The sequence below is a fragment of the Nonomuraea sp. NPDC051298 genome (assembly GCF_055586305.1).
This window is the reverse complement of sequence record NZ_JBVJIM010000014.1, coordinates 24,790-50,017: the sequence shown is the minus strand read 5'-3', so window position 1 is coordinate 50,017 and position 25,228 is coordinate 24,790. Positions and strand designations below refer to the sequence as shown.

Here is a 25,228-nt window from a genome sequence, read left to right as displayed (position 1 = left end):
ACCGGCGGGCGTCCACGACTTGTCCATGAACATGATGAGCACACCCTTCGACCCGCGCGCTCTCCTGGCGGAGAGCAGGCTGGGCGTCCTCGCCACGGTCAAGTCCGACGGCCGCCCGCAGCTCTCCCCCGTCATGCCCTTCTACGACCGCCAGGCCGAGACGATCTACGTGTCGACGGGGGAGGGCACGGCCAAGACGGCGAACCTGCGCCGCGACCCCCGCGCCGCACTCGAGGTCACCAGCTCCGACGGCTGGTCGTGGGCCACCGCCGAGGGGGTCGTGACGCTCGTCGGCCCGGGCGCCGACCCGCACGGCCCCGAGGTCGAGGCGCTGGTCGACTACTACCGGCGCGCGGCGGGCGAGCACCCCGACTGGTCCGAGTACCGGTCGGTGATGGTCTCCGAGCGGCGGGTGCTCATGGTGATGAAGGTCGAGCACGTGTACGGCGCCGACATCCGGTGACGGCCGACTCGTGAACCGCACGTTGATCTCACCAGACGGTGTGCTCCCTATCGTGAAGATCGGTGGCCGGCCCTGACGGTCGGGGAGAGGGGGCGTTCATGCCGGGTGCGGACGAGATCGCGGCGCTGAAGCGGCGCATGGGGCGCGTGGGGGTCTGGAACAGCACGCTCGGCGGTGAGTCCGCCGGGTTCGAGCAGGAGGCCGCCGCCGAGGTGGAGAGCCTGGGCTTCGGCACGCTCTGGGTCGGCGAGACCCCGTCGGGCAAGGAGGCGCTGACCCACGCGGCGCTGCTCCTGGGCGGCACCCGGCGGCTGACGGTGGCGACCGGCATCGCCAACATCTGGGCCCGCGACGCCACCGCCGCCGCCAACGGCGCGAACACCCTCGCCGAGGCGTCGGGCGGCAGGTTCGTGCTCGGGCTGGGAGTCAGCCACGCGCCGCTGGTGTCGCAGCGGGGCCACGACTACCGCAAGCCGGTGTCGGCCATGCGCGAATACCTCGACGCCATGGACGCCACGGAATACACCGGGCCGCTCCCGGAGCCCGCGCCGCGCCTGCTGGCGGCGCTGCGGCCCAAGATGCTGGAGCTGGCCGCGCGGCGGGCCTACGGCGCGCACCCGTACTTCGTGCCGCCGGAGCACACGGCCCGCGCCCGCACGGTGCTCGGCCCGCTGCCGGTGCTGGCGCCGGAGCAGACCGTGCTGGTCGAGACCGACCCCGAGCGGGCGCGGCGGACCGCCCGCCGCTTCATGGCGCTCTACCTGGCCCTGCCGAACTACGTCAACAACCTGCGCGATCTCGGCTGGCCGGAGGAGGACCTGGCCGGCGGCGGGAGTGACGCGCTCGTCGACGCCATCGTGGCGTGGGGGGAGCCGGAGACGATCATCGCGCGGGTGCGCGCGCATCTGGACGCGGGCGCGGACCACGTGTGCGTCCAGCCGCTCGCCGACAGCCCGCGCGCGATGCTGGAGCACCTGCGCGTCCTGGCGGCCGCCGGCCTGACCTCCCTCTGACCCTCGCCACCGCGGACGCCTTCCCCAGCGAGGGCTTCGAGTTGGGGTTGACGGGCACGATGGGCTATGACTTCAGGGATGGAACGAGACAGCGCGCCGATCCGCGTTGAGACAGGGCGGCCCGTGACCGATCTGCCGGGAAAAGGCGCCACGCCGGGGCAGAACGCGCCCGCCGACGCCGGAGCGGTCCCCGGCGCGGCGGTCGCGTCCGTGCCGGTTGACGTGCCGGTTGACGTGCCGGTCGACGCCGATGCGGTCGACGCCGCCGCGCTGCGCCTGGCGGGCGTCGTCGCGACCACCCCGCTCGAACGCAGCGCCCGCCTGTCGGAGCTGACGGGCGCCGACATCTGGCTCAAGCGGGAAGACCTGCAGACCGTGCGCTCGTACAAGGTGCGCGGGGCGTTCAACCTGATCGCGCAGCTCGACGACGCGTCCCGGGCCGCGGGCGTGGTCGCCGCCAGCGCCGGCAACCACGCCCAGGGCGTGGCCTACGCCTGTTCGGCCCTGGGCGTGCGGGGCCGGGTCTACCTGCCGCGCACGACGCCACGGCAGAAGCGTGACCGCATCGCCGCGCTCGGCGGCGACATGATCGAGATCGTCGTGGGCGGCGAGACGTACGACGAGGCGTCCGCCGCCGCGGTCGCCGACGCCCGGTCCGGTGGGGCGACGCTGGTGCCCGCGTTCGACGACCCGCGCACGATCGCCGGTCAGGGCACGGTCGTCCGGGAGGCCGTCGGCCAGCTCGGTACGACCCCCGACCTGGTGGTGCTCCCGGTCGGCGGGGGCGGGCTGCTGGCCGGTTCCCTCGCCTGGCTGGCCGCACGGCACCCGCGCGCCCAGGTCGTCGGGGTCGAGCCCGCCGGGGCCGCCTGCGTCGCCGCCGCCCTGGCGGCCGGGGGGCCGGTCACGCTGGGGACGATCGACACGTTCGTCGACGGCGCCGCCGTGCGCAGGGCCGGAGACGTCACGTACCCGCTGATCGCCGCCTCCGGCGCGGAGCTGGTCGCCGTCCCGGAAGGCCGGGTGTGCAGCGAGATGCTGGCGCTGTACCAGATCGACGGGATCATCGCCGAGCCCGCGGGCGCGCTGGCCACCGCCGTGCTGGGCGTGCCGTCCGTGCTCGACGTCCCGGCCGGGGCGAGCGTGATCTGCGTGCTGTCCGGCGGCAACAACGACGTCAGCCGCTACGCCGAGGTCGTCGAACGCGCCCTGGTCCACGAGGAGCGCAAGCACTACTTCCTGGTCGAGTTCCCGCAGGAGCCGGGCGCGCTGCGCCGCTTCCTCGACGAGGTGCTCGGCCCCAACGACGACATCACCCTCTTCGAGTACGTCAAGCGCAACAACCGCGAGACCGGCCCCGCGCTGGTCGGCATCGAGCTGTCCAACCCCAACGACCTGCCCGCGCTGCTGAAGCGCATGGAGGCCGCCCCCCATCGGATCGAGCAGATCGACCCGTCGAGCCCGCTCTTCCGCTTCGTGCTGTGACCGGCCCCGCGTTATGAAGGGCCCCGCGTCATGAAGGGCCCGGCAGCAGTGTGGCGATGACCTCGCGCAGGGGGTCGGCGAGGTCCTGCGCCCCGGCGGAGGCGAGGGGCTCGAGCGGCGTGGAGGCGCGCAGCGTCGCGATGCCGATGGCGATCGACAGCACGAGCTGAGCGCGCAGCATGAGCTGGTCGCCGCCGGGCGCGTCGTGCCGCCAGCCCGCGGTCGAGGCCAGCCCCTCCGCGTACGAGCGCAGCAGCGCCACCCGCTTGTGCTCGGTCCGCTCGTCCCCGGAGGAGCGCAGCAACAGCAGGAGCAACTGGTACGGGCGTCCCGTGGAGATGACGCGGATGATCTGCTGGATGGCGTCGGAGATCAGGCCGGGGCCCATCACCGTGTCAGGAGCGGCGCCCTGAGCGGCGTCGGGCCCGGTGCCGGCGGCCCGGCGGAACTCCTCGACGGCGGCCTCCAGACACGCTTCGAACAGGCCCTCCTTGGACTGGAAGTAGCGGTTGATGAGCGCGACGTTGACGCCGGCGTCGTCGGCTATCTCGCGCACGGTGGTCGCCGCGTACCCGTCGTGGGCGAAACGCTGGAGGGCCGCGTCGAGCAGTTGCCGGCGGGTCTTGGCCGCGTCACGCCGCCGGGGCGCAGCCGGTGCGCCCCCCGGGGCCACGGGAGTGGTCGCGGGGCCGGGGCTGCTGGTCATCATGGATTCCTCTCGATCTCCCCGAAGGATATCCGTCGCGATCAGCATCGGCGGATCCACGCCCGCGAGCCGCGGGCGGACCACCGGTCCGGGGGAGAATCCTTCATGACCTGTCTCCCGACCGGGAAGAGGACTCACCGTGCACCTCAAGCGCATCGGCCCGTCCGCCGCCGACCGGCCCGCCGTCCGCCTGGTCGGCGCCCACGACCTCCCGGGCTCCCGCTAGTGCGGGCGCTGGTGCTGACCGGGCCTGGCGCGGCCGCGGTCGAGGAGGTCGAGCCGCCCGTCGCGGGACCGGGCGAGGTGGTCGTGGACGTCGAGCGCGCCGGAGTGTGCGGCACCGACCTCGAGCTGTTCACCGGCCACATGAGCTACCTGGGCACCGGCCGCGCCTGGTATCCGCTGCGTCCTGGGCACGAGTGGTGCGGGCGGGTCCACCGCCTCCCCGACGGCCGCCACCCCGTCCTGGCTGGGCCGCCGCGTCACCGGCGACACCATGCTCGGCTGCGGGCGCTGCGACCGTTGCCGCGGGGGCCGCCACCACGTGTGCGCCGAGCTGGCCGAGCTGGGCATCAGCCGGGGCCGGGCGGGGGCGCTGGCCGAGCGGGTCGCCGTCCCGGTCACGGCGCTGCACGCGCTCCCGGACGCGGTGGACGAGACGCTCGGCGCGCTCGTGGAGCCGGGCGGAAACGCCCTGCGTGCCGTCCGCGCCGCCGCCCTGCGGCCGGGCGAGCGGCTGCTCGTCCTCGGGACCGGGACGATCGGGCTGCTGGTGGCGTTGTTCGCGCGGGCACACGGGGTGGAGACGCACCTGCTCGGCCGCGATCACGACGGGCTCCGCCTGGCTCGCGAGCTGGGCTTCGCGGGCGCCTGGACCCGCCCGTCACTGCCGGACCTGGCCTGGCACGCCGTCGTGGACGCCGCCGCCAACGCCCCCGAGCTGCCCGCGCTCGCGCTCGAGCTGGTCGAACCGGCCGGACGGGTGGTCTGCGTCGGCCTAGCCGGCACGCCGAGCACCATCGACACCCGGGACCTGGTGCTCAAGGACGTCACCGCCGTCGGAATACTCGGCGGCTCGGCGGGACTGGCCGGAGCCGTCGCCGCCTACGCCGACGGCTCGGTGGACGCCCGCCCGCTCGTGGCCGCCACGGTCGGCCTGGCCGAGACGGCCGACGTCCTGGCCGGTCACCGCCCGCCCTGGGCGGGGCCCGGCCCGAAGATCCACATCGACCCGCGCCGATAGGAGCCCGCGAACGCCGGAGCCCTCGTCAACCGCCGTCAACCGAGCACGTTCTCGTGCAGTGCGCGCAGCACCGCATTGGTACGGTCGCGCGCCCCGAGCTTGAGCAGCAGCGTAGAGACGTGGTTCTTCACCGTCCCCTCGGCCAGGAACAGCGCCTGGGCGATCTCGCGGTTGCTGTAGCCTTCCGCCACCAGCCGCAGCACCTCCAGCTCCCGCTCGGTGAGCCGCTGCACCGGCGGCAGCTCGCCGTCGGCGGGCGGCCCGCCGCGCCGGACGGCGCGCAGCAGCCGGTCGGTGATCGAGGGCGAGATCAGCGTGCCCCCGTCGGCGAGGGTGCGGATGGCGCGGGTGAGCTGCTCCAGCGTCACGTCCTTGAGCAGGTAGCCGCGCGCCCCCGCCCGCATCGCGTCGAGGACCAGGGTGTCGTGGTCGAACGTGGTGAGCACGAGCACCGGCGGCGACGCGCCCGCCGAGCGCCCGCGCAGCGCGGCGAGGGCCCAGATGCCGTCGTGGCGCGGCATCCGCAGGTCGAGCAGGACGACGTCGGGGGAGTGCGCGTCGACGGCCGCCAGCGCGGCCATGCCGTCGTCGGCCTCGCCCACCACCTCGATGTCGTCGGTCAGGTCGAGCAGGCTGCGGATGCCCTGCCGCACGAGGGTCTGGTCGTCGACCACGAGCACCCGGATCATCGGGCCGGCACCTTGGCCGTGACGCGGAAGCCGTCGCTGCCGTCGAGGAGCACGTCGCCGCCGAGCGCGTTGATCCGCTCGGTCAGGCCGCGCAGCCCGTTGCCGGGGGTCAGGGTGGGGCTGCCGCGCCCGTTGTCCGCGGACGTGAGCCGTACGGCGCCGTCGGAGGTCGTCTCGATGCGGATCCGCAGGCGGGTGGCGTCCGCGTGCCGGATGGTGTTGGTGACGATCTCCTGCACGACGCGTACGAGGGTCGCGGTGAGGTCTTCCCCGGCGGGCACGTCGTCGTCGATGCGCACGCTGACGTCGAGGCCGGGGATGTCGCGTACCACGGCGGTGAGCGACTCGCGCAGGTCGAGGCCGTCGGCGCGGAGCCGGCCGACGGTCTCGCGCACGTCGTCGAGCAGGTCGCGGGCGACCCGGTTCGCCCGTTCGACGTGCTCGCGCGCGGCGGGGCCGTCGTGGTGGCGCGCCACCTCCAGTTCGAGGGCCAGCACGGTGAGCTGGTGCCCGATGGCGTCGTGCAGCTCCCTGGCGATCCGCAGGCGTTCGCGGGCCCGCGCGGAGTCGGCCAGCACGACGCTCGCGGCCCGCAGTTCGAGGTGCGCCTCGGCCAGCTCGCGCCGCATCCGCTGCTCCCGGATGATCGCGAACGAGCTGAGCAGCGCGGCGATCTGGATCAGCACGTAGAGCAGCGTGCCGATGGTGACGTCGGCGGTCCCGCCGCCGGCGCGGGCCGTGGTCACGGCGATGACGACCGAGTTGAGCACGATGACCGCCGCCCCGGCCCACGGCGGGACGATGTACGCGCTCACCGCGGCGACGAGGACCAGCAGGATCGGCAGCCATCCGGCCCCCGGCGCCGTCGCGACCACGGTCCAGCCCAGCACGACCGACAGAGCGTAGGCGGCGGTGGCCCGGCGCGGCCGGTAACCCTCGTAGAGGGCGGCGGCCAGCACCGCGGCCAGCAGTGCCGCGTACGCGACGAGCCACAGCGCGCGCGGCACCAGCGTCTCGGACGCGCTCAGCGCGACCGGCAGGCCCACCGCCCCGCAGCCCACGAGCATCACCACGCCCGCCCCGACGTCCGGCTCGATTCGCGGCATGCCGTCACTGTAATGCCCGATCCGCCCGCCACGGGGGTGCCGAAAGTCATGCCCGCGAACGCTGACCATCGGCACGGGCCACACCCGCCTGCCCGCCCCTAGCGTCGGCGGCATGCCAGAAACCGTGTCCTCACTCGCCGTCGAAGCGGACGGCCTGCACAAGCGCTACGGAGCGACGATCGCCGTGGACGGGATCAGCCTGTCCGTCACCGCCGGTGAGATCTTCGGCCTCCTCGGCCGCAACGGAGCGGGCAAGACGACCACCGTCGAGCTGATCGCCGGGCTCGGACGGCCCGACCGCGGCACCGTACGGGTGCTCGGCCTGGACCCGTGGCGCGACCGCGTCCGGCTGCGGCAGCTCCTCGGCGTCCAGCTCCAGGACGCCCAACTGCACGCCACGCTGACCGTCGTCGAGCTGGTCCGCCTCTACCGGAGCTTCTACCGGTCGCCGAGGGAGACCGACGAGCTGATCGAGTCGGTCGGCCTGGCCGGTTCCCGCCGCGTCCGCTTCGCCAAGCTCTCCGGGGGTGAGCAGCAGCGGCTGTCGATCGCGCTGGCCCTGGCCGGGCGGCCCCGGGTGGTGATCCTGGACGAGCTGACGACCGGGCTCGACCCGGAGGCCCGCCGCCAGATGTGGTCCACGCTGGAGAGGCTGCGCGAGTCGGGCGTGACCGTGCTGCTCGTCAGCCACGCCATGGAGGAGGTCGAGCGGCTCTGCGACCGGGTCGCGCTGCTCGACGCGGGCGAGGTGGTCGCACTCGACTCGCCTGCCGGGCTGGTCAGGCGGGCCGGGTTCGCCCAGCGGGTACGGTTCAGCGCCGCCGAGCCTTTGCCCGGCGGGCTGCTGGAACGCCTCGACGAGGTCGACCGGGTACGCTCCGACGGCGGCGAGGTCGTCGTGGAGGGCCGCGGCGACCTGCTCCAGGCGGTGAGCGTCGCGCTCGTGCGCGCGGGCGTCGTGGCGACCGGCACGCGCGTCGAGCGGGCCACCCTCGACGACGCCTTCCTCGCCCTGACCGGACGGCCCCTCGACCGTGAGGAGGCCGGCCGATGAAACCCGTCTTCGACGGCGCCCCGGCGACCACCGCCGTGTACCGCCCCGGCCCGCGCTCGTGGGGTCTGCTCCTGGTCAGCGAGCTGAAGATGGTCGCCCGCGACACGGCCGGGCTGATCGTGCCGGTCGGGCTGCCGATGCTCATCCTGGTGATGAACGCCTCCGGCGCCGGCGGCCAGGCCGTCGCGGGCGGCCGGACGGCGCTCGACGTCCGCGTGCTGCCGCTGGTGTTCACGATGGTCGTGGCCATGACCGGGATCGTGAACATGCCGAGCTTCTTGGCGTACTACCGCCGTACCGGGATCCTGAGGCGGCTGGCGGTGACGCCCGCCTCGCCCGTGATGGTGCTCGTCGCCCAGGTGGCCGTCGGGGTGCTGCAGACCGCCGTGGGGGTCGCGGCGGCGTGGCTGCTCGCCATGCTGGCGTTCGGCGCCAGCCCCCCGGTGGACGCGGGGGCGGCCCTCGGCGTGCTGGTCCTGACCACGGCGGCGATGTACGCCGTGGGCCTGGTCGTCGCCGCGCTCGCGCCCACGCCGAACTCCGCCGTGGCGATCGGCCTCGTCCTGTTCTTCGCCCTGGGCGCGCTGGGCGGGATGTTCGGCGGACGGGACGGCCTTCCCGGCGTGCTGGCGACGGCGGGGGAGTGGCTGCCGTTCGGGGCCGCGGCCGAGGCCCTGTCGCTGACCTGGCTCGGGCATCCCGTCGAGCCCGCCCACCTGATCGGCCTCGGCGTGACCGTGCTCGCCTGCGGTGGCGTCGCGGCCGTGTTCTTCCGCTGGGAGTAGGAGGAACGGCGAGCGCCCAGAAGGTCACGCGGGGGCGTGGGCGCGGGCCGGTCGGGTCACTCCGGGACGCAGGCGTGGGCGCGGGCCGGTCGGGTCACCCCGGGACGCGGGCGTGGGCGTGGGCTGATCGGGTCACCCCGAGTCGCGGGCGTGGGCCGTCGGCGGGCCGGGCCGGTCGCCGAGCAGCCCGAGCACGGCCTCCACCGCCGGGGTCGACGTCCGGACCAGCGCGTGCGTGGTGCGGGTGATCTCCACCGAGGAGACCGCCCGCAGCACCACCCCCTCGGGGACGCCCACCACCGTGGCGACCACCTCGGGCACCAGGCTGGCACCCAGCCCTTCGCGGACCATGCGCAGCACGAGCGCGTAGTCGTCGGCCGTGTGCACGATCCTGGGCTGGAACCCCGCCCACGCGCAGGCCCGATGCAACATCTCGTGGTCGGTGGTGCCCAGGGACCCCGCGATCCACTGCTCCTCGCGCAGCGAGCGCAGGTCCACGTCGCCGTCCGCCGCCGGATGGCCGGCGGGGAGGGCGATCAGGATCGGCTCGACGCCCAGGAGCCGCCGCGTGACGCCGGGCGGAGTGTCCTGCGGGATGAGGTTGTAGGTGAAGGCGATCGCGAGGTCGCAGCCGCCGTCGCGGAGTGCTTCGACGGCCTCGCGGGGTTCGAGTTCGCACAGGATCACGTGCAGGCCGGGGTGGCGGTCGCGGGCGGCGGCCATCGCGGGCAGCAGCCGCCGAACGGCCGCCGTGGCGAAGCAGGCCACCCGGACGGGCCCTCTCGGGGTCGTGGCCGACCGGAGGTCCTGTTCGGCGGCGTCCAAGGCGTTGAGCACGGCGTACGCGTGCCCGACCAGCCGCCGCCCCTCGGCGGTGAGCCGGACCCGGCGCCCCGCCCGCTCGAACAGCGCGACCCCCGCCTCGCGCTCCAGGGTCGCGAGCTGCTGCGAGACGGCGGACGAGGTCATGCCGCAGACCTCGCCCACGGCGGTCATCGTGCCGTGCTCGGCGAACGCGCGCAGCAGCCACAGCCTGGTGGGGTCGAGCATCAAGGAATCCTTACAGATCAGCTCACGATCACTAAGTGGACGTTGCCAATTCGACCACGCCACACTGTGCTGCGGCCACCCGCGGAACCCGAGGTGAGGAGGGGTCGGATGCTGACCGTCGTCGAGGTCCCCCAGTGGCGGGGGTCGTCGTCACCCACGGCGCCCCGACTGGTCGAGGGCGCGTCCAGGCTGGCGGCGATGGTTCCCGGGGCCGCCCGGCACGTCCGGGTGGACGCCGAGGGCACCCTCGCCGAGACCGCCGACCGGGTCAGGCGCGCGCTGCCCGGCGACGGACTCACCGTCACGGTCGGCGGCGACTGCGGCGTCGAGCTCGAACCGGTCACGGCCGCGCTGCGCCGCCACGGCGACCGGCTGACCGTCGTCTGGTTCGACGCCCACGGCGACCTGAACACTCCCGCCACGTCCCCGTCGGGCGCCTTCCACGGCATGATCCTGCGTACGCTCCAGGGCGAAGGGCCGTCCGAGCTGGTACGCTCACCCGCGCTGCGCCCCGGCCAGATCGCGCTGGCGGGCACCCGTTCGCTCGACCCAGCCGAGGCCGACCACATCCGGCGCGCGGGCATCGGCGGCCTGTCCACCGTGCGCGACGACGCCGTGCTCTACGTCCACGTCGACCTCGACGTCCTCGACGGCATCAGGTCGGTCGGCTACCCGGAGCCCGGCGGCCTGTCCCCGAGCGCCCTCACCGAGGCGGTCGCCGCCCTGGCCGCCCGGCACGAGATCGTCGGCCTGGGCATCACCGAGTACGCGCCCTGCGACCCGGGCGACGAGGAAATGCTCAGGAGCCTGGTCCCGGGGCTCGTGCGGCTGTGCGCCGCGTCCCGCCCGTCGCAGATCGAACGACGCGCCGCCCGCGCCTGGCCCGCCCGGCACACCGAGGAACGCGACGGCTGGCTGCTGCGCCACACCCCGGGCGTGGACCGCAGACGGGCGAACTCGGCCCTGCCCACCCTGGACGCGACCCCGTCCATCCAGGCCCTGGAGAGTTTCTACGCTGGACGGGCGATGCCCGCGACGGTCCAGGTCACCCCCGCGGAACAGCACGCGGAGCTGGACGCGCTCCTGGAGTCCCACGGCTACGCCAAGAGCGGTGGCACGCTCGTCATGACCGCCGACGTCGACGCCGTGGCGGCCGCGACGGGGGGATCCGGCGGCGCCGAGCGGGTGGCCGATGAGGGCCGCTGGCCCGCCCTGTTCGAGGCGGTGACCGGTCACGCCGGTGACATGGACGTCATCCGGCGCATCGCGCCCGCAAAGGCACTGCTCGCCAGAACCACCTCCGGCCCGCTCCCGGCAGCCACACCGGACGTCGCAGGGCCGTGGTCGGCGGCCCCTGGTGATGCCGCCGGGCTGGGGTGGGCGGTCCCTGGTGATGCCGCCGGGCCGCGGTCGGCGGCCTCTGGGGATGCCGTCGGGTCGGGGTCGGTGGTCGCTGGAGACGTCGCTGGGCTGGTGCTGGCGGTCGCGGAGGACGGCTGGACGGGGCTGTTCTGCCTGGCCACCCACCCCGGTCACCGGCGGGCGGGCGTGGCGAGCGCGGTGCTGGCCGAGGCCGCCCGGTGGTCGCGAGAGCAGGGGGCCTCCCGCCTCTATCTCCAGGTCGTCGAGGACAACCACGCCGCCCGAGCCCTCTTCGACGGCCTGGGCTTCACGAAGTCCCACAGCTACCACTACCGCTCGCGAGCATGAGGGCCTGACCAGGCCGGGCCGCACTCAGCCGGTGGCGGGACTCTTTCTGGGGCCCCGTGGCAGGGATACGGCGACCAGGCCCGAGCCCGGCGACTCAGTCCAGTTCCGGGACGACCAGGAGGAACGAGGCGATCCCCATCAGCAGGAAGAACAGCAGGAGCAGGATCATGCCGAGGATCACCAGCACGCGTCGCCGCGCCGTCGGCTTGCCGGGTGGGGGCTTGCCGGGCGGGCGGTCGTCGTCGGGGTGATGGGACGCCATAGGCGGACGCTAACACCGCGCACGCCCACGGCCGGGGCAGCCGGGCCGCGCCATGGGCACGATTTCCGCCAAGCGGTGCCGCTCTTTCCCCGGCGAGTCCCCGTGGCCCGCCGTCCGAGAGGCTGTGCGGAACCGCTAGGCGATGGTGCCGAAGGCCGGCTTGCCCGCCCATGCGTACGTGAGGTAAGCGACGCCGGTGTCAGTGGTGCTCGATCCGGTGAGCTTCAGCCCGGCGGGCGTGGTGCCCTCGGCGAACAGCCGCTTCCCCTGGCCGAGCACGACGGGAAAGACCAGCAGGTGGTACTCGTCGACCAGTTCGGCGCTCTGCAGGGTGCGCAGGAGGTCGCTGCTGCCCTGGACGAGGATCGTGCCCTCGGTGCGCCGCTTGAGTTCGGCGACGGTCTCGGCGGCCTCGCCCGTCAGCACCTCGGTGTTGCGCCAGGTGGCGTTCATCGGCGTGCGGGTGGCCACGTACTTCGGCATGCTGTTGATCTTGGCGCCGCCCTCCTCGTCGGGGACGTCGGGCCAGTGCGAGCTGAGGATGTCGTACGACCTGCGCCCCAGCAGCAGACCGTCCGCGCGCTCGAACAGCGGCCCCATGATGCGGTCGAACCCCTCGTCCAGATGCGGGGGCACCCAGCCCTCGTAGGTGAAGCCGTTGGAGGCGTCCTCGCCCGCCCCGCCGGGGGCCTGCATCACGCCGTCCAGGGTCACAAAGGTCCCGACCACCAGTTTGCTCGCCATGTGTCACTCCTTCGCACGTAGGTGCGGCGGGCTCGTCCGCCCGCCGCTCTCATGTGCTCCAGAGTGGCGGCAGCCGTTTACGGAATTCTTCAGGCTTCCCTACGGTCCGGCGGGCTCCGCGTCATAGGGCTTCGGCGTGCGCTCTGGAGGGCGCCGTTCACGGCGGGCGAGGGCGCCGCGCGCGGACAGCTCGTCGAGCAGGGCCGCGTCGACCGCGTCGTGGAAGTCTTCGGACTGCTGCGGAGTGCCGTGTGCGGCGGTCGCGTAGTCGCAGGAGTGCCAGCGCGGTTCGATGATCTCGGAAGCGAGATATCCCCGCCACACGTCGCCGACCTCGAGCCCGGGTCTGCCCACGGTTTCCCAGCAGCTATAGAGGGTGCCGTCGGCGTTGACTACCGTGCCGCGCCGGCCGGCCTTGAGGCTGCAGAAGTCGCACCAGAAACCCGCCCTGGGCGGGCGTACCGAGAATCCCAGCTCCAGCGCGTGCAAATACCACGAGATATGCATCCGGACGCGTTTTCACCATTCGAGGTGACGCCCTTACGCCGTCATGCTCACACAACGGCCACGGCCGGCCCAAGGTAAAAGACCCGGGCATTCACCGGGCATTTCCCGTACCTCGACCGGCCGGCACACCGCCGGTCCCGGAGAGGTCGAACCCCGAGGGGCGGGGTCACGCGGGGAGCCGACCCCGTTCGACGAGGGCGTAGCCGAGCTGGGTGTAGAGCTCCAACTGGTCGTAGTACTCACGGTGGGAGCTGATCCTGCCGTCCGTGACGTGCGCGTTGCACGTCGCGCGGATGGCGATCCGGCGGCCGGTCGCCGCGATCTCCTGTCCGTCGGGCAGGAGGAGCGGGCCCAGGTGGGTCCCGGTGTACGTCCATTCCGTGACGGTGGGGTTGTCGCAGTCGCCCAGCTCGAACCACGCCGTCATGTGGAAGTCGGGAAAGCCCCGCAGGAACTGGTTGTGGAGCCAGGCGATCTGCTCGTGGCCCTCCGCGATGCCCGCCGGTGTGACGTAGACGGCGTCCGGCTGGTAGCAGTCGAGTACTTTCCGCAGGTCGTGATCGTTGACCGCCGCGCCGAGCCGGTGCTTGAGATCCCAGTAAACGGACATGCGCATTCCTACATGAGGTGCTGCCTTCTTGGACTTTCCGGTCACGTTACTCACGTGCCGGTCGGCCGCTGGTCATGGCGACGTCAGGCGGCGGCAAAGCGCCGGAGGCCGTGCCCGGAGGCGGGCCGCCCGATGCGGGGGGCGGGCCGGGCGCGCTGCCACCTGGGGTGCCGTAGACAATGGATAAGTTTCTTTACAATAATGAGGGCTGACGCACCCCCCAATGCGCGGCACTTCCCAGGTCTCCGCGCCGCGCCCGTCACGGTCCGGGCGACGTCCGGGCCACAGAAGGGTTGTCCTCATGACCCGAACACCGTTAGTGCTGGCCGTCACGCTGCTCCTCGCCGTCCTGGGTGTGTTCGTCACCCAGACCTCGGCCAGCGCCGCCAACCTGCTCGCCAACCCCGGCTTCGAGGCCGGGGGCCTGTCGCCCTGGACCTGCGCGGGTGGCTCGGTCGTCAGCACGCCCGTCCGCTCCGGCGGCGGCGCCCTGGCCGGGGCCGCCACCGGGTCCAGCACCGCCCAGTGCAGCCAGTCCGTCACCGTCCAGCCCGGCGCCGCCTACACGCTGACCGCCTGGGTCCGCGGCGGCCATGTCTACCTCGGCGTGAACGGCGGCGGGTCCACCTGGACCTCGTCGCCGTCGGCGTACGCGCAGCTCACCGTGCCCTTCACGGCCGGGCCGAGCCAGACCACCGCCGTGGTCTACCTCCACGGCTGGTACGGCCAGGGCACCTACTACGCCGACGACGTCAGCTTCGACGGCCCCGGCACCCCGCCCACGTCCACCCCCACCCCGACGGTCACCCCCACGGTCACCCCGACCGTGACTCCCACCGTGACCCCCACGGTCACTCCCACCGTCACCCCGACCGCAGGGACCTGTCCGCTCAAGCCCAGGCCCACCGGCAAGGTCCTGCAGGGGTACTGGGAGAACTGGGACGGCGCGGCCAACGGCGTCCACCCGCCCTTCGGCTGGACCCCGGTCACCGACCCGCGCATCGCGCAGCACGGCTACAACGTTCTCAACATGGCCTTCCCGGTGATCCGCTCCGACGGCACGGTCCTGTGGGAGGACGGCATGGACAACACCGTCAAGGTCGCCACCCCGGCCGAGATGTGCGCCGCCAAGGCGGCCGGCGCCACGATCCTCATGTCCATCGGCGGCGCCACCGCCGGCATCGACCTCAGCTCCAGCACCGTCGCCGACCGCTTCATCGCCACCATCGTGCCGATACTCAAGCAGTACAACTTCGACGGCATTGACATCGACATCGAGACCGGCCTCACCGGCAGCGGGAACATCAACACGCTGTCCGCCTCGCAGGCGAACCTGATCCGCATCATCGACGGCGTGCTCGCCCAGATGCCGGCGGGCTTCGGCCTCACCATGGCGCCCGAGACGGCGTACGTCACCGGCGGCAGCGTCGTCTACGGCTCGATCTGGGGCGCGTACCTGCCGATCGTCAAGAAGTACGCCGACAACGGCCGCCTCTGGTGGCTGAACATGCAGTACTACAACGGCAGCATGTACGGCTGCTCCGGCGACTCCTACTCGGCCGGCACCGTGCAGGGCTTCGTCGCCCAGACCACCTGCCTGAACAACGGCCTGGTCATCCAGGGCACCACGATCCGAGTGCCCTACGACAAGCAGGTCCCCGGCCTGCCCGCCCAGCCGGGCGCGGGCGGCGGCCACATGTCACCCTCCCTGGTCTCCCAGGCGTGGAACAGCTTCAACGGCCAGCTCAAGGGCCTGATGACCTGGTCACTCAACTGGGACGGCGCCAGGAACTGGACGTTCGGCGACAACGTCAAGTCTCTCCAGGGCCGCTGACCCAGAACGCTCCGCGCCGGCCCGAGCGCCGGCGCGGAGCCGGCGGCGCCCGGCCCGCGGGACTCCTGCCCCGCGGGTCGGGACGCGCGGCTCAGCAGGGATCCTCTTCCGCCGAGCAGACCTCGTCTCCGTTGCCGCCGAGCGCCAGCCTGAGCAGGTGGTAGAGAAGCTCCCGCTGCTCCTGGTCGAGCGCGTGGAGCACCTCGTCCTCCTCGGCGGCGAGGGCGAGTTCGGCCTCGGCGAGCAGCCGCAGGCCCTCATCGGTCAGTTCCACGACGTGGCGGCGGCGGTCTTCCGGCGAGCGCTTGCGCTCGATCAGGTCCTTGGCTTCGAGATCGTTGAGCAGCCCGACGACGTTGGTGCCGTCCATGGACAGCATCGTGGCGAGGGCCTGCTGCGTGCAGGCGCCCCGATCGCGGAGCAGCGTGAGCGTCACCAGGTGACGGGTGCGCAGATCGAGCGGCGCCAGCGCCGACTCCGCGCGCAGGCGCAGGCGGCGGGCGAGGTGGTCGAGGAGCGCCGCACTGCGGTGCGGCGACCCGTCTGCGGAGGGCGTCGTGGGCGCGTTGACAGCGGACGGGGAGGCCATGTCCCAAGTCTATCGACAACCAGCGCCGATCCATGTGGTACAAATGATTTGCGTTAAGTCAATCATTTATAGAGAGGTAGCGACATGGCGCACCTGCTGCACATCGACTCGAGCATCCAAGGCGACACCTCCACCAGCCGCAGGCTCACGGCTCGCGCGGCCGCCGCGTGGCGGGCCGCCCACCCCGGCGGCACGGTCACCTACCGGGACCTCGGCAGCAACCCCCTGCCCCACCTCGACCACCTCGGCGGCCTTGCGCGGAGGGTGCCGGTCGAGCAGCACACGCCTGAGCAGGCGGCCTCGTGGACGCTCACCGAGCGGCTGGTGGAGGAGCTGAAGCGGGCCGACACGGTGCTGCTGGGCCTCCCGCTGTACAACTTCGGGGCGCCCAGCAGCGTCAAGGCGTGGGTCGACCACTTCATGGCGGCCGGGCTCTCGTACGACCCGGTGAAGGGGGAGGGGCTGCTCGGTGGCCGCGAGTTCATCGTGGTGAAGTCCCGGGGCGGCGGTTACGGCCCCGGCTCGCCCCGCGAGGGCTGGGACCATGCCGAGGCGTGGCTCCCGCACGCCCTGTCGATGGCCGGCCTGACGCCCCGCTTCATCACCGCCGAGCTGACGCTGGCCAAGGTGAACCCGCAGATGTCCGACCTCATCCCGCTCGCCGAGGAGAGCCTCGCCGCCGCCGAACGCGAGATCGACCTCCTCTGGTCCGCTGCCACGGTGGCCGCGTAGAGCCCTCGGGGCCCCGGTTCCCCCGGGCCACGGGGGAGCCGGGGGAACCGGACGCGGCCGGCGCGGGCCCGCGGACGAACGCGCAGACATCGCGCGCCACGAGGAGCGCGACCGGCCGCCTACGGCTGGGCGGACCCCGCGATCCCCGTCAGGTCCCGCCCCTGGGCCTGCGCGGGCGGGCGGGTCCCGAGCAGCGCCGCGATGGTCGGCGCGACGTCGATCAGCCGGGGACGGCGCAGGCGGAGCCCGGGACGGATCCCCGCGCCGGACAGCAGCAGGGGCACCTTCATCTCGCTCAGGCTGCCGTGCGCCCCCCGCCACTGCCCGGCCGGCGGCTCGGGGAGCGCGAAACCCCACGGCGGCCGCGCCTCGGCCACCAGGTCCCCGAGCTTGTCCCCGGCGCGCAGGGCCCGCAGCGCGCGATCGTCGAGCACCCGGCTGATCTGCGGCAACCGGCGCAGCGCCGCCTCGATCCGGCCCCGGGCCCGCGGCTCGGCGGCCGTGCCGCGCAGCGTGACGTGGCCCACCCGCACCGCGTTGGGGACGATGACGACCTCGGTGCCGGGGGCCGGGGCGCTGCCCGACGGGACGACCTCGACGCTGTGGCCGAGCGCCGTGACGGCCTCGACGACCTGCGGGAGCAGGGAACGGTTCCAGGCCGTCATGCCGTGGTCGCCGGTGAGCAGGAACGCCGTGTCCTGGTGGATGCCGACGTCCTTGGTGGCCTGCACCAGCCGGCCGAGCTGCCGGTCGTGCTCGGCGAGCACCGGGGCGATGTTCGGGCTGTCCGGTCCTTCGTCGTGGCCCACGGCGTCGAGGTCGGAGCTGTAGACGGCGAGCAGGTCGGGGATCTTCGGCACGGTCACCTGCTGCCCGTTCGAGTTCACCGGGCGCAGGTTGAGGATGTCGATCGCCGCGTCGACCCGCGGCCCGAAGGCGCCGCCAGGCTGGACGTACAGGTGCTCCGGGTCGCCGTAGCGGACGCCGTGGTCCTGGATCATGTACCACTGCACGGAGGCGACCGTGCGGCCCTCGGCCGCCAGGGACTCCGCGATGGTCTCGGCCGCCAGGAACCGGCTCTGGCCCTGCGCCCTGCCGCTCACCGGGTCGTACACGTACGCGACGTTGCCGTGCACCTCCGGGTGGGCGCCCGTGCTCATGGACGCGCGGCAGGGGTTCGAGACCGTGTGGAAGGTCGCCTCGGCGACGGCGAGGACGCCGCGGGCGGCCAGCGCGTCGAGGTTCGGGGTCGCCACCCGGCCGAGGTAGCCGGGGTCGAAGCCGTCCCAGTCCACCACGATGACGTGCTTGGCCCCGCGCCGCCCGCCTGTGTGCGCGTCGGCCCGCCCTGTGGGGGCGAGGCCCCCGACTCCGGCCGCCGCGAGCCCGCCGAGCACGGTACGTCGTGAAATCGACATCGACCATCACCGCTTTCGTGCCGTCACCGTGACGGCCGCCGCCAACGTTGGACCGCCAACGTAGAAGGTCACCGGCAACGATCACAGCCGCGTCCGGGTGACGACCCCGTGAACGCCGGGCCGATCACCGGATCCGCTCCCGCTCGGCCGCCGCGGCCGCCGCGGCCACCGTGGCCAGGATCGCGGCCACGCGCTCGGCGACCGGCCCGGCGGGCACGTCGACGAGCTCGAAGCCGAACGCGCGGTAGGTCCGCTCGTGGAGGCGTTCGAACTCGAGGGAGTCGGCGAAGCTGATCCGGCGGGCGTCGGTCGGCTCGCAGAAGCCGAGATTGCGGACGAAGAACACGCGCCGGTCGTAGAGCCGCTCCCGGACGATCCGGTCGATCTCCTCGGACAGGGACGCCGGGACCGGATGGCCGACGAACGTGCTCAGGGCGTGCGTGCAGATGGGCGAGCGGTCGAAGAACCGTACGGGCGCCGGGCCCGCCTCCGTCTGCCGCAGCCGTTGCAGGGCCACGACCTTGCCGACGAACGACGGCCGCGCCCAGGGCTCGGCGTCGCCGCGGGCCTGTTCGCCGGCGATGACCGCCGTGGCCGCCTCCTCGACGGTAGCGTACCCGAGGTCCGCCAGGCGGTGCAGGATCGTGGTCTTGCCGGCGCCGGGGGTGCCGGTGAGGATGTAGCGCTTCATCGCTGGTACGAGTGCCTTTCTGGACGTGGGCACGGGCGAGCTTCCGCCGGGACGGCGGTCATGGGATCGAGCGGGCCGGGGGGCCTTCGCCACGCTCCGGCAAGAGGGTTGAAAGCGACGCCGGACTCCCGGCAAGCGCCTTGAAATCGACCGCCGATTTCCGGCAAGTCACTTGAAATCGGTGCACCGCACAGTAGGGCCAGCCCACCTGAAAGGACGGCCCCCGATGCCGATCTCCCGTACTCTATCCGGCCTGGCCATCGCCGCCACCGCCGCCCTCGCGACCGTCGCGGCCCTCACCCCCGCCGCCCAGGCCGCCGACTCGGCGACCAGCACCTGGGGCCCCTACTACGCCCCCGGCAAGGCGGCCAGGGCCACCGGCACCCTGACGGCCACCGGTGAGGACCACGAGGTGCTGCCGACCGCCGACGTCGTACGGATTTCCGGCAAGGTGTACGACAACACCCGCGGCCCCGCGTGCGGGTGGGCCGTCTTCCGCATCACGTACCGGTCGGGGAACAACCTGCCGTTCAAGGAGCGCTGGGTCCGCGACTGCTCGTACCGCACCGCGCAGGCATTCTCCCTCAAGTACCAGGACGTCTACCAGGTCGAGCTGAAGGTCTGCACCGAGCGCAAGGCCGCCAAGCCGTCACTCAACTGCCTGTACGCGGGCACCTGGAAGACCCTCTACCTGTCGAAGTAGGAACACCGGCCACGACGCCCCCGGGAGCCCCGCCCGCCCGGTGGCGTCACCCGGCGGGCAACCGGCCGAGGACGTGCTCGGCGAACCGCACGATGGCCAGCCTGCGCTCGTGGAGCGTCGCCGTCTCCCAGATGCGCCGCTCCAGCAGTGCGCCGCCCTCGTCCAGGCCGAGCCGCCGGACCCACCGCCGCAGGTGCTTCGGGAAGGGCAGATAGTGCCCCTCGGCCGCGAACCAGGCGACGTGGAGCTGCCGGACCAGGCGGGCGGCGAGATCGTGGAAGAGCCACCCGTCGTCGTCGCGGGCGCAGGCGAGCAGGGCGTCCGCGTACGCGGGGAACTGCCGTTCCAGCGCCGCCCCGGCCTTGGCGGCCAGTCGCGGGGCGGGCGTGCGCATCGAGCGCCGGATCGCCTCGCCCGTCCCTCGGTCGTCGGCCAGGAGGGTGCCGTGGACGAAGCCCGCCACGGCGTGCAGCGGCTGGGGCCACTCCGGCTCCTGCCAGCCGTCTCCGGCGCCGACCAGCGCGCACCAGGAGTCGAACCTGGCCCGCGGACAATGGCCGACGTCGACCTCCCACCCGGAGACACGCAGCTTGTCCAGCCCGTACGCGGCCGCGTGGAACTGGGTGGGCTCGCAGCCCGGGTCGCTCAGCCGCCCGGCCGGTCGCCGGTCCGGGGGCGGCGGCTCGCCGGCACCCCAGACGATCACGATGTCGAGGTCCGAGTCGTCGGTGAACCCGCTGAACACCGAGCCCTGGCCGTAGGCGAAGTCGAGCGCGCCGCATTCCGCGTACGCCGCGACCACCTCGCGCGCCACCCGCTCGGCCGCCGACTCCCGCACGGGGAACATCCAAACACGGACGCGCGGGGCCGCGGACATGCCCGCGTCCCCGCGGAATTTCCGCGGGGACGCGGACCCGCGCCGGGCGGCCCTCAGAGGGCGCGTCCCGCTCGCGGTCCTTGTCGCAGTTCCTCAGTTCGTGGTGGGGCAGGCGCCCGGCCCGACCCAGCCGTCACACCAGTTCGCCTTCGGCCCCCAGACCTGCCCTATCGAGGAGAGGCTGGTCCCGGCGGTCATGTCCTGTAGGGAGTAGGTGAGGAGGTAGATCACGTTGCCGATCTTCATTTCGTAGCCTCCGCCGAGGATGGGTCCCCAGAACATCCAGCGCTCGTTGTGACCGGAACTCGAGGGCTTGCCGGCGTCGTAGTTGTGGTCGGCGGTGAAGATCCACAGACGTCGCTGCTGGTAGTTGACGACCTGGAACTGCATCGTGACCGCGCACTTGGGGCCGACGACATAGGCGCGGGTGTCGAGGAACATGCCGCCGATGGGGCCGCTGCCCGGCCGGACGGCCTTCGTGGACCAGTAGCCCTGCATTCTGCACCGGCCGTGGCGGACGTCGACCAACTGCTTCGGGTACCTCACCGTGACCCACTCGTTCGAGGCCGCCTTCCCCTCCCGGGCCTCGCCGGTGCCGGCCGAGGCGTCGGCCGCCTGGACCGGCGCCTGCCCGCCCGGTGCGAGGGTGGTGGCGGTCAGCAGGGTCCAGGCTTGTTCCTGGCCGCCGTTGGCCGTCCACTGGATCACCTTGGCGCCGTCGGCGGTGCTGGCGCCGGTCACGGCCAGGAGCAGGGCGCTCTTGACGTTCCTGAGGCTCGTCTCGGTGCTGTGGGGGTCGGCCTGCAGGATCCACTGCTGCTCGGTGCCGGACCCGCAGGGCCACTGGATGGCCTGCGCGCCCTTGGCGGTGTCGCCGCCGCCGATCGCCAGGCACTTGCCGCTGTGGGTGTTCTTGAGCTGCCGGCCGTCGGCCCCTGACCAGCTCCACCGCTGTTCCGGGCCGCTGCCGCAGGTCCGCTGTACGGCGGGGGCCGCGTTGGCGGTGCCGGCCCCGTCGATCGCCAGGCATTTGCCGCTCTTGAGGTTGCGGATCTGGTAGCTCGGCGGTGGCGGGTCGAGCGGCAGGTCACCGCCGCCGCACGCCTCCGGCGCCAGAGGGGTGAAACCGTGCGTCCTGATGAGCGCGGTGTTCTGGCAGACCAGCGAGTCGGGGCCGGTGAACACCTCCCGCCACGGGCTGGTCCGCTGCTTCGCCATGGGGATCACGTTGTACAGCCGGTGCACCAGCGGCCGGCCGTAGTTCGGGTTGAGCACGAACGGCCGCGCCACCACTCCGCCGCCCTGCGGGAGCGAGCCCAGCCGCCGTCCTGCGCGCTTGTCCTGGATCGGCGAGCCGCCGCTGTGTCCGGCCGCCTGCCGGAGGTACTCGGCGATGGAGTAGGGAATGACCTCGGTGTCCCGCAGCCCGGTGCCGTCGTTGGCCGCGATCGGCGAACCGTCGCTCCTCATGTCGCGGATGCACGGGTAGCGGCCCTCGATGATCTCGGCCTCGGTGATGCGCATCGTCCGCAACCACGCCGACCGCACCGCACCCGCCGCCGGCAGCAGCGGCGTGATGCCGGACGTCGTGTTCCTGCACTGGTAGAGGTCCAGCAGTTCGGCGAGGGTGAGCTGGATCGGCATCTCGTCCAGGACGGCGTAGCCGACCCCTTCGGGGAAGTCCTCGGTGTTGGGCACCACGGGGCCCCGCCCGTCCGACTCCGGCGCCGCCTGGATGTCGCCGATCCTGATGCCGGCCCATCCGCCCGTCGCGTACTTCGCGATCGAGATCGGCAGGATGGCGTACGGGTCCGCCAGCACCGGGGTGAAGTAGTTCTCGCGGATGGGCTGTCCCTCGCTGGTGTCCTTGACGCAGGGGTACTTCCCGGCGCTGACGTCCGACTCGGGGATGCCGAGTGCCGTCAGCCATTCGCTGCGCAACTGCGACCCCGCCGCGGGCAGCAGGGGATGGAGCGGGGGTGAGACGTCGGCACAGGTGTAGACGAGGCGCAGGAACTCCAGGCTCGGCGGGCGCATGGGGTTGGCCAGGTTCGTCGCGTACGTGATCCCGTCCAGCGCGTACGGCCGGTAGGTCACGTTGTGGGCGGGGGAGATCGACTGCCGGTCCGGCTCGCCTGCCAGGCGGGCGAAGTCCAGGCATCCGTCCTCGGCCGCGATCGAGTACTGCAGGGCGCTCTGGCCGGAGGCGTCGCCCCCCGGGCGGTTCAGCGTGCAGTCCGGATGCGTCGCCGGATCCTTGGTGGTGATCCTGCCCGGCAGCAGCGGCCGGGCCGCGTCGTAGGAGGCCAGCACCTTCTGGCCGTTCACCGTGACCACGTTCGACAACGCGTTCATCAGTTCCTGCGTCGTCGTGGAGCCGACACCGGCCAGCGCCCGGTACTGAGGGGTTCCGGACGGCTCCGCCTGGGCGGGCCGGTCGGGGATGCCCGTCAGCAGGCCCACGAGCATCGCCACCCCCAGCGACGCGGCCGATAATCTGAACCAGCGGCTCTTTCCACGTTTGAGCAACATGTCGTACACACACGTCCCTTTCCAGATCTCCTCCGCATCCCTCGGCTGGGCCTGCGGCAAGGTCGGCAGGCGCGGGCAGCCGGGCGGAGGTCTCGCTCACGAGGATGTTCACGTCGATCGCGGAAGCGAGATGACCGCAATCGGCTGGTCGGCGGCTGTAGATCAGGAAAACTGTTGTCGGACACGCCGCGAAGAGCCGGCATCGGAGAGCCCAACAGGATCCTCACCCGGGACGTGCCTGGCGGCTGGGCCCCTCGTGGTGCGGTGGACAGCCCGCGGCAGGGCCCGCACGGAGTCAGGGCTCACGACCGCCCGCTCCGGACGCGCGGTGCCGTGGCGCGGGCCAGGCAGGCCACCGCGAGCGTGCAGGCCAGCGCGCGGGCCACATTGGCAGGCACCCACACCTCTTCGAACGCGCCGCGGACCTGGGCCAGGTCGGCGATGTGGGCGGGATCGCCGGCCCGCGCCAGTTCCTCGTTGAGCGGGACGTTGACGCCCATCGTGATGGCGAGGGCCACGATGTAGAGCGCCAGCGCGGCCAGGATCCACCGGGCGGCGGCCCGCGCCCCGAGGCGATGGCGGGCGATCGCCGCCGCCCCGGTGAAGACGAAGGCGCCGAAGAAGGTCACGAAGAAGACCGGATTCTCGATCGTCCTGTTGATCTTCTGCATGACCAGCACGAAGGTCCTGTCGTCCGCGCCGGCGAGCGCGGGCATGACCGCGACCGCGAAGGCGTAGAACAGGCCGGCCATGAGCCCCATGGTGACCATGGCGAGCCAGAGGGCCGGCGCGGACCACCAGGGGATCGGACGTTTCGGTACGGCTGGGGAGGGGGCTTCACGGGTGAACTGCATGGTCATCTTCCTTCTGGTCCCAGGCCGGCTCGGGCCTGGAATCGTTCGACGACCACAGTCAAGCCGTCCCGGCCGGAACGAACCATGGCCGACAGGCTCAGGCGCATACGCGTTCGTCCACGCGACCGGTGCCAGGCCGACAGGCCGCCCCGTCAGGAGGGCGCGCTGGTCAGGAGGGCTTCCCGGGAGGGCGTACGCTCAGGCGGCCGGGGTCGGGCAGCCGCGCGGGGGCGTCGTCCGGGGTGTAGACCTCCAGGCAGGACAGGTACCCGTCGCGGACGAAGAGCAGCACCCCGTCGCTCGTGCCGCGGATGTCGGCCGACAGCGGATGGCCGTCCGGCACGGGGGCCGGGGCGGGATCGCCCGCCACCCTGAGGTCGATGGTGTCGCACCCGCACGCGCAGCCGCCGGTGACCACGACCGAGGGCACCTGGGCCCGCAGCTCGGCGCTGCCGGGGAAGTCCGGCCCGAGCATCGCGAGCAGGATCGCCTCCTCTTCGGGCGTCAGGCGACGCTCTCCTGCTGCCATGCCGCCATGCTAGTCGGGCACCGACCGGGAAACGCCCTTATGGCCGCCATGCCGGGATTCATCCCGAGACAGGGAATATCGGCAAATTTATCCCCCGAATAGCCATAACGCGATGCCATGAAATATGGATATTTGTCCGACAATTCGTGACCATCCGCGATACCTCGGTTGGTTACGATGAGCGGATTGGTGGAGTGATCTTGTGAGGGAAAGGAATCCATGACTTCCGACCCGGGCACGCAGGTCCCCGACAGCCAGGCCCTCCTCAGCCGCGTCGACACCGGCATTCCGCACCCGGCCCGGGTGTGGAACCACTGGCTCGGCGGCAAGGACAACTACGCCGCCGACCGCGAGGTGGGCGATCAGATCCTGATGGTGGCACCCGAGCTGGCCGTCATCGCCCGCGCCGAACGGGAGTTCCTGGGCCGGGTCGTCCGCATGGCGGCCGACGCGGGCATTCGCCAGTTCCTGGACATCGGCACCGGTGTCCCCACCGCCGACAACACCCACGAGGTCGCCCAGCGTGTCGCGCCGGAATCCGCGATCGTCTACGTCGACAACGATCCGATCGTGCTGGCCCACGCGCGGGCCCTGCTGCGCGGCACCAAGGCGGGGAAGACCGCCTACCTGGACGCCGACCTGCGCGACCCCGAGACCATCCTGCGCGACGCCCGCGAGACGCTGGACCTCGACCGGCCCGTCTGCCTGCTGCTGCTCGGCATCCTGGAGTTCGTCCCCGGCCTCGGCCACGCGTACGAGATCGTGCGCACGCTCACCGGCGCCCTGCCTTCCGGCAGCCTGCTCGCCATCGCCAGCAGCGTCACGAGCCCCGCCATGGACGAGGCGGCCACCCTGTGGAACGACGGCGGCGGCACCCCCATCACGCTGCGCAGCCCGAAGGAGCTGGAGGGCTTCCTCGAGGGCATGGAGGTGCTGGAGCCGGGGGTGGTGTCGCTGCCCGGGTGGCGGCCGGAGCCCGGCACGCAGTACACCGACCGCGAGGTCTCGCAGTACGGAGGCGTGGCCCGCAAGCCCTGACCGC

General features: G+C 72.7%; 27 protein-coding genes and 1 pseudogene. 12 read left to right on the top strand and 16 right to left on the bottom strand.

Translation table 11 applies throughout. The annotated features are described in order from the left end of the window. Positions 1-31: 31 nt before the first annotated feature. From ACZ6S0_RS33295 to ilvA, 3 genes are all read left to right on the top strand, one after another. On the top strand, positions 32-463 hold the full coding sequence (locus ACZ6S0_RS33295) for a PPOX class F420-dependent oxidoreductase (RefSeq protein ID WP_465923506.1): 432 nt from the start codon (positions 32-34) through the stop codon (positions 461-463). A gap of 98 nt (positions 464-561) precedes the next feature. Beyond that, positions 562-1,476, top strand: a complete 915-nt coding sequence (locus ACZ6S0_RS33290) for a TIGR03620 family F420-dependent LLM class oxidoreductase (RefSeq protein WP_465923275.1) — start codon at positions 562-564, stop codon at positions 1,474-1,476. A gap of 123 nt (positions 1,477-1,599) precedes the next feature. Beyond that, positions 1,600-2,961, top strand: coding sequence for a threonine ammonia-lyase IlvA (gene ilvA / locus ACZ6S0_RS33285; RefSeq protein WP_465923274.1), 1,362 nt, complete (start codon positions 1,600-1,602; stop codon positions 2,959-2,961). Between the two features lie 28 nt (positions 2,962-2,989). Here the strand turns inward: ilvA and ACZ6S0_RS33280 are convergent, their stop codons facing one another. Beyond that, positions 2,990-3,670 (bottom strand): TetR/AcrR family transcriptional regulator, encoded by a 681-nt coding sequence (locus ACZ6S0_RS33280; RefSeq protein ID WP_465923273.1) that lies wholly within the window; start codon positions 3,668-3,670, stop codon positions 2,990-2,992. Between the two features lie 102 nt (positions 3,671-3,772). Between ACZ6S0_RS33280 and ACZ6S0_RS33275 the strand changes: the two are divergent. Continuing rightward, positions 3,773-4,253, top strand: a pseudogene (locus ACZ6S0_RS33275) (alcohol dehydrogenase catalytic domain-containing protein); the annotation flags it as partial. A gap of 63 nt (positions 4,254-4,316) precedes the next feature. Beyond that, positions 4,317-4,910 (top strand): zinc-binding dehydrogenase, encoded by a 594-nt coding sequence (locus ACZ6S0_RS33270; protein ID WP_465923505.1) that lies wholly within the window; start codon positions 4,317-4,319, stop codon positions 4,908-4,910. 35 nt (positions 4,911-4,945) lie between these two features. On the opposite strand, the gene ACZ6S0_RS33265 is transcribed toward ACZ6S0_RS33270, so the two are convergent. After that, positions 4,946-5,599 carry a response regulator gene (locus ACZ6S0_RS33265; RefSeq protein ID WP_465923272.1) on the bottom strand — a complete coding sequence of 218 codons (654 nt, stop codon included), beginning with the start codon at positions 5,597-5,599 and terminating at the stop codon, positions 4,946-4,948. Further along, on the bottom strand, positions 5,596-6,705 hold the full coding sequence (locus tag ACZ6S0_RS33260) for a sensor histidine kinase (protein ID WP_465923271.1): 1,110 nt from the start codon (positions 6,703-6,705) through the stop codon (positions 5,596-5,598). The genes ACZ6S0_RS33265 and ACZ6S0_RS33260 overlap by 4 nt, the downstream gene beginning before the upstream one ends. A gap of 112 nt (positions 6,706-6,817) precedes the next feature. Between ACZ6S0_RS33260 and ACZ6S0_RS33255 the strand changes: the two genes are divergently transcribed. Then, positions 6,818-7,759 carry an ABC transporter ATP-binding protein gene (locus tag ACZ6S0_RS33255; RefSeq protein WP_465923270.1) on the top strand — a complete coding sequence of 314 codons (942 nt, stop codon included), beginning with the start codon at positions 6,818-6,820 and terminating at the stop codon, positions 7,757-7,759. Further along, on the top strand, positions 7,756-8,544 hold the full coding sequence (locus ACZ6S0_RS33250; RefSeq protein WP_465923269.1) for an ABC transporter permease: 789 nt from the start codon (positions 7,756-7,758) through the stop codon (positions 8,542-8,544). Before ACZ6S0_RS33255 ends, ACZ6S0_RS33250 begins: the two co-directional genes overlap by 4 nt. Positions 8,545-8,676: 132 nt before the next feature. On the opposite strand, the gene ACZ6S0_RS33245 is transcribed toward ACZ6S0_RS33250, so the two are convergent. Beyond that, entirely contained in the window at positions 8,677-9,594 is a 918-nt protein-coding gene (locus tag ACZ6S0_RS33245; protein WP_465923268.1) for a LysR family transcriptional regulator, read from the bottom strand. Between the two features lie 108 nt (positions 9,595-9,702). Here ACZ6S0_RS33245 and ACZ6S0_RS33240 point away from each other — a divergent pair, with 108 nt between their 5' ends. Then, the gene (locus ACZ6S0_RS33240; RefSeq protein ID WP_465923267.1) at positions 9,703-11,304 is read left to right on the top strand and encodes a GNAT family N-acetyltransferase; all 1,602 of its coding nucleotides are present in this window, start codon (positions 9,703-9,705) and stop codon (positions 11,302-11,304) included. Between the two features lie 94 nt (positions 11,305-11,398). On the opposite strand, the gene ACZ6S0_RS33235 is transcribed toward ACZ6S0_RS33240, so the two are convergent. The 4 genes from ACZ6S0_RS33235 to ACZ6S0_RS33220 form a co-directional block, all read right to left on the bottom strand. Beyond that, positions 11,399-11,566 (bottom strand): hypothetical protein, encoded by a 168-nt coding sequence (locus ACZ6S0_RS33235; protein WP_465923266.1) that lies wholly within the window; start codon positions 11,564-11,566, stop codon positions 11,399-11,401. Between the two features lie 135 nt (positions 11,567-11,701). After that, the gene (locus tag ACZ6S0_RS33230; protein ID WP_465923265.1) at positions 11,702-12,310 is read right to left on the bottom strand and encodes a dihydrofolate reductase family protein; all 609 of its coding nucleotides are present in this window, start codon (positions 12,308-12,310) and stop codon (positions 11,702-11,704) included. A 99-nt stretch (positions 12,311-12,409) separates the two neighbouring features. Further along, on the bottom strand, positions 12,410-12,817 hold the full coding sequence (locus tag ACZ6S0_RS33225) for a hypothetical protein (protein ID WP_465923264.1): 408 nt from the start codon (positions 12,815-12,817) through the stop codon (positions 12,410-12,412). Between the two features lie 166 nt (positions 12,818-12,983). Beyond that, positions 12,984-13,427 (bottom strand): ester cyclase, encoded by a 444-nt coding sequence (locus ACZ6S0_RS33220; protein WP_465923263.1) that lies wholly within the window; start codon positions 13,425-13,427, stop codon positions 12,984-12,986. A gap of 301 nt (positions 13,428-13,728) precedes the next feature. On the opposite strand from ACZ6S0_RS33220, the gene ACZ6S0_RS33215 reads away from it, so the two are divergent. Further along, positions 13,729-15,261, top strand: a complete 1,533-nt coding sequence (locus ACZ6S0_RS33215) for a glycosyl hydrolase family 18 protein (RefSeq protein WP_465923262.1) — start codon at positions 13,729-13,731, stop codon at positions 15,259-15,261. Positions 15,262-15,352: 91 nt separating this feature from the next. Here ACZ6S0_RS33215 and ACZ6S0_RS33210 read toward each other — a convergent pair whose 3' ends face one another. Beyond that, positions 15,353-15,850: a MarR family winged helix-turn-helix transcriptional regulator gene (locus ACZ6S0_RS33210; RefSeq protein WP_465923261.1), complete on the bottom strand. Its 498-nt coding sequence runs from the start codon at positions 15,848-15,850 to the stop codon at positions 15,353-15,355. Positions 15,851-15,934: 84 nt separating this feature from the next. Here ACZ6S0_RS33210 and ACZ6S0_RS33205 point away from each other — a divergent pair, with 84 nt between their 5' ends. Further along, complete coding sequence (locus tag ACZ6S0_RS33205) at positions 15,935-16,582, top strand: FMN-dependent NADH-azoreductase (protein WP_465923260.1); 648 nt, start codon at positions 15,935-15,937, stop codon at positions 16,580-16,582. Between the two features lie 119 nt (positions 16,583-16,701). Here the strand turns inward: ACZ6S0_RS33205 and ACZ6S0_RS33200 are convergent, their stop codons facing one another. Beyond that, positions 16,702-18,000 carry an alkaline phosphatase family protein gene (locus tag ACZ6S0_RS33200; protein WP_465923259.1) on the bottom strand — a complete coding sequence of 433 codons (1,299 nt, stop codon included), beginning with the start codon at positions 17,998-18,000 and terminating at the stop codon, positions 16,702-16,704. A gap of 124 nt (positions 18,001-18,124) precedes the next feature. Next, positions 18,125-18,691 carry an AAA family ATPase gene (locus tag ACZ6S0_RS33195; protein ID WP_465923258.1) on the bottom strand — a complete coding sequence of 189 codons (567 nt, stop codon included), beginning with the start codon at positions 18,689-18,691 and terminating at the stop codon, positions 18,125-18,127. Positions 18,692-18,917: 226 nt separating this feature from the next. Between ACZ6S0_RS33195 and ACZ6S0_RS33190 the strand changes: the two genes are divergently transcribed. Beyond that, entirely contained in the window at positions 18,918-19,394 is a 477-nt protein-coding gene (locus ACZ6S0_RS33190; RefSeq protein ID WP_465923257.1) for a hypothetical protein, read from the top strand. A 46-nt stretch (positions 19,395-19,440) separates the two neighbouring features. Here ACZ6S0_RS33190 and ACZ6S0_RS33185 read toward each other — a convergent pair whose 3' ends face one another. From ACZ6S0_RS33185 to ACZ6S0_RS33165, 5 genes are all read right to left on the bottom strand, one after another. Continuing rightward, complete coding sequence (locus tag ACZ6S0_RS33185) at positions 19,441-20,241, bottom strand: hypothetical protein (RefSeq protein WP_465923256.1); 801 nt, start codon at positions 20,239-20,241, stop codon at positions 19,441-19,443. Positions 20,242-20,364: 123 nt separating this feature from the next. Continuing rightward, the gene (locus tag ACZ6S0_RS33180) at positions 20,365-22,803 is read right to left on the bottom strand and encodes an RICIN domain-containing protein (RefSeq protein ID WP_465923255.1); all 2,439 of its coding nucleotides are present in this window, start codon (positions 22,801-22,803) and stop codon (positions 20,365-20,367) included. A gap of 302 nt (positions 22,804-23,105) precedes the next feature. Beyond that, positions 23,106-23,657, bottom strand: a complete 552-nt coding sequence (locus tag ACZ6S0_RS33175) for an anthrone oxygenase family protein (RefSeq protein WP_465923254.1) — start codon at positions 23,655-23,657, stop codon at positions 23,106-23,108. A 169-nt stretch (positions 23,658-23,826) separates the two neighbouring features. Further along, on the bottom strand, positions 23,827-24,186 hold the full coding sequence (locus tag ACZ6S0_RS33170) for a hypothetical protein (protein ID WP_465923253.1): 360 nt from the start codon (positions 24,184-24,186) through the stop codon (positions 23,827-23,829). Then, positions 24,162-24,407 (bottom strand): hypothetical protein, encoded by a 246-nt coding sequence (locus tag ACZ6S0_RS33165; protein WP_465923252.1) that lies wholly within the window; start codon positions 24,405-24,407, stop codon positions 24,162-24,164. The genes ACZ6S0_RS33170 and ACZ6S0_RS33165 overlap by 25 nt, the downstream gene beginning before the upstream one ends. On the opposite strand from ACZ6S0_RS33165, the gene ACZ6S0_RS33160 reads away from it, so the two are divergent. Continuing rightward, the gene (locus tag ACZ6S0_RS33160; protein WP_465923251.1) at positions 24,406-25,224 is read left to right on the top strand and encodes an SAM-dependent methyltransferase; all 819 of its coding nucleotides are present in this window, start codon (positions 24,406-24,408) and stop codon (positions 25,222-25,224) included. The genes ACZ6S0_RS33165 and ACZ6S0_RS33160 overlap by 2 nt on opposite strands. Positions 25,225-25,228 lie beyond the last annotated feature (4 nt).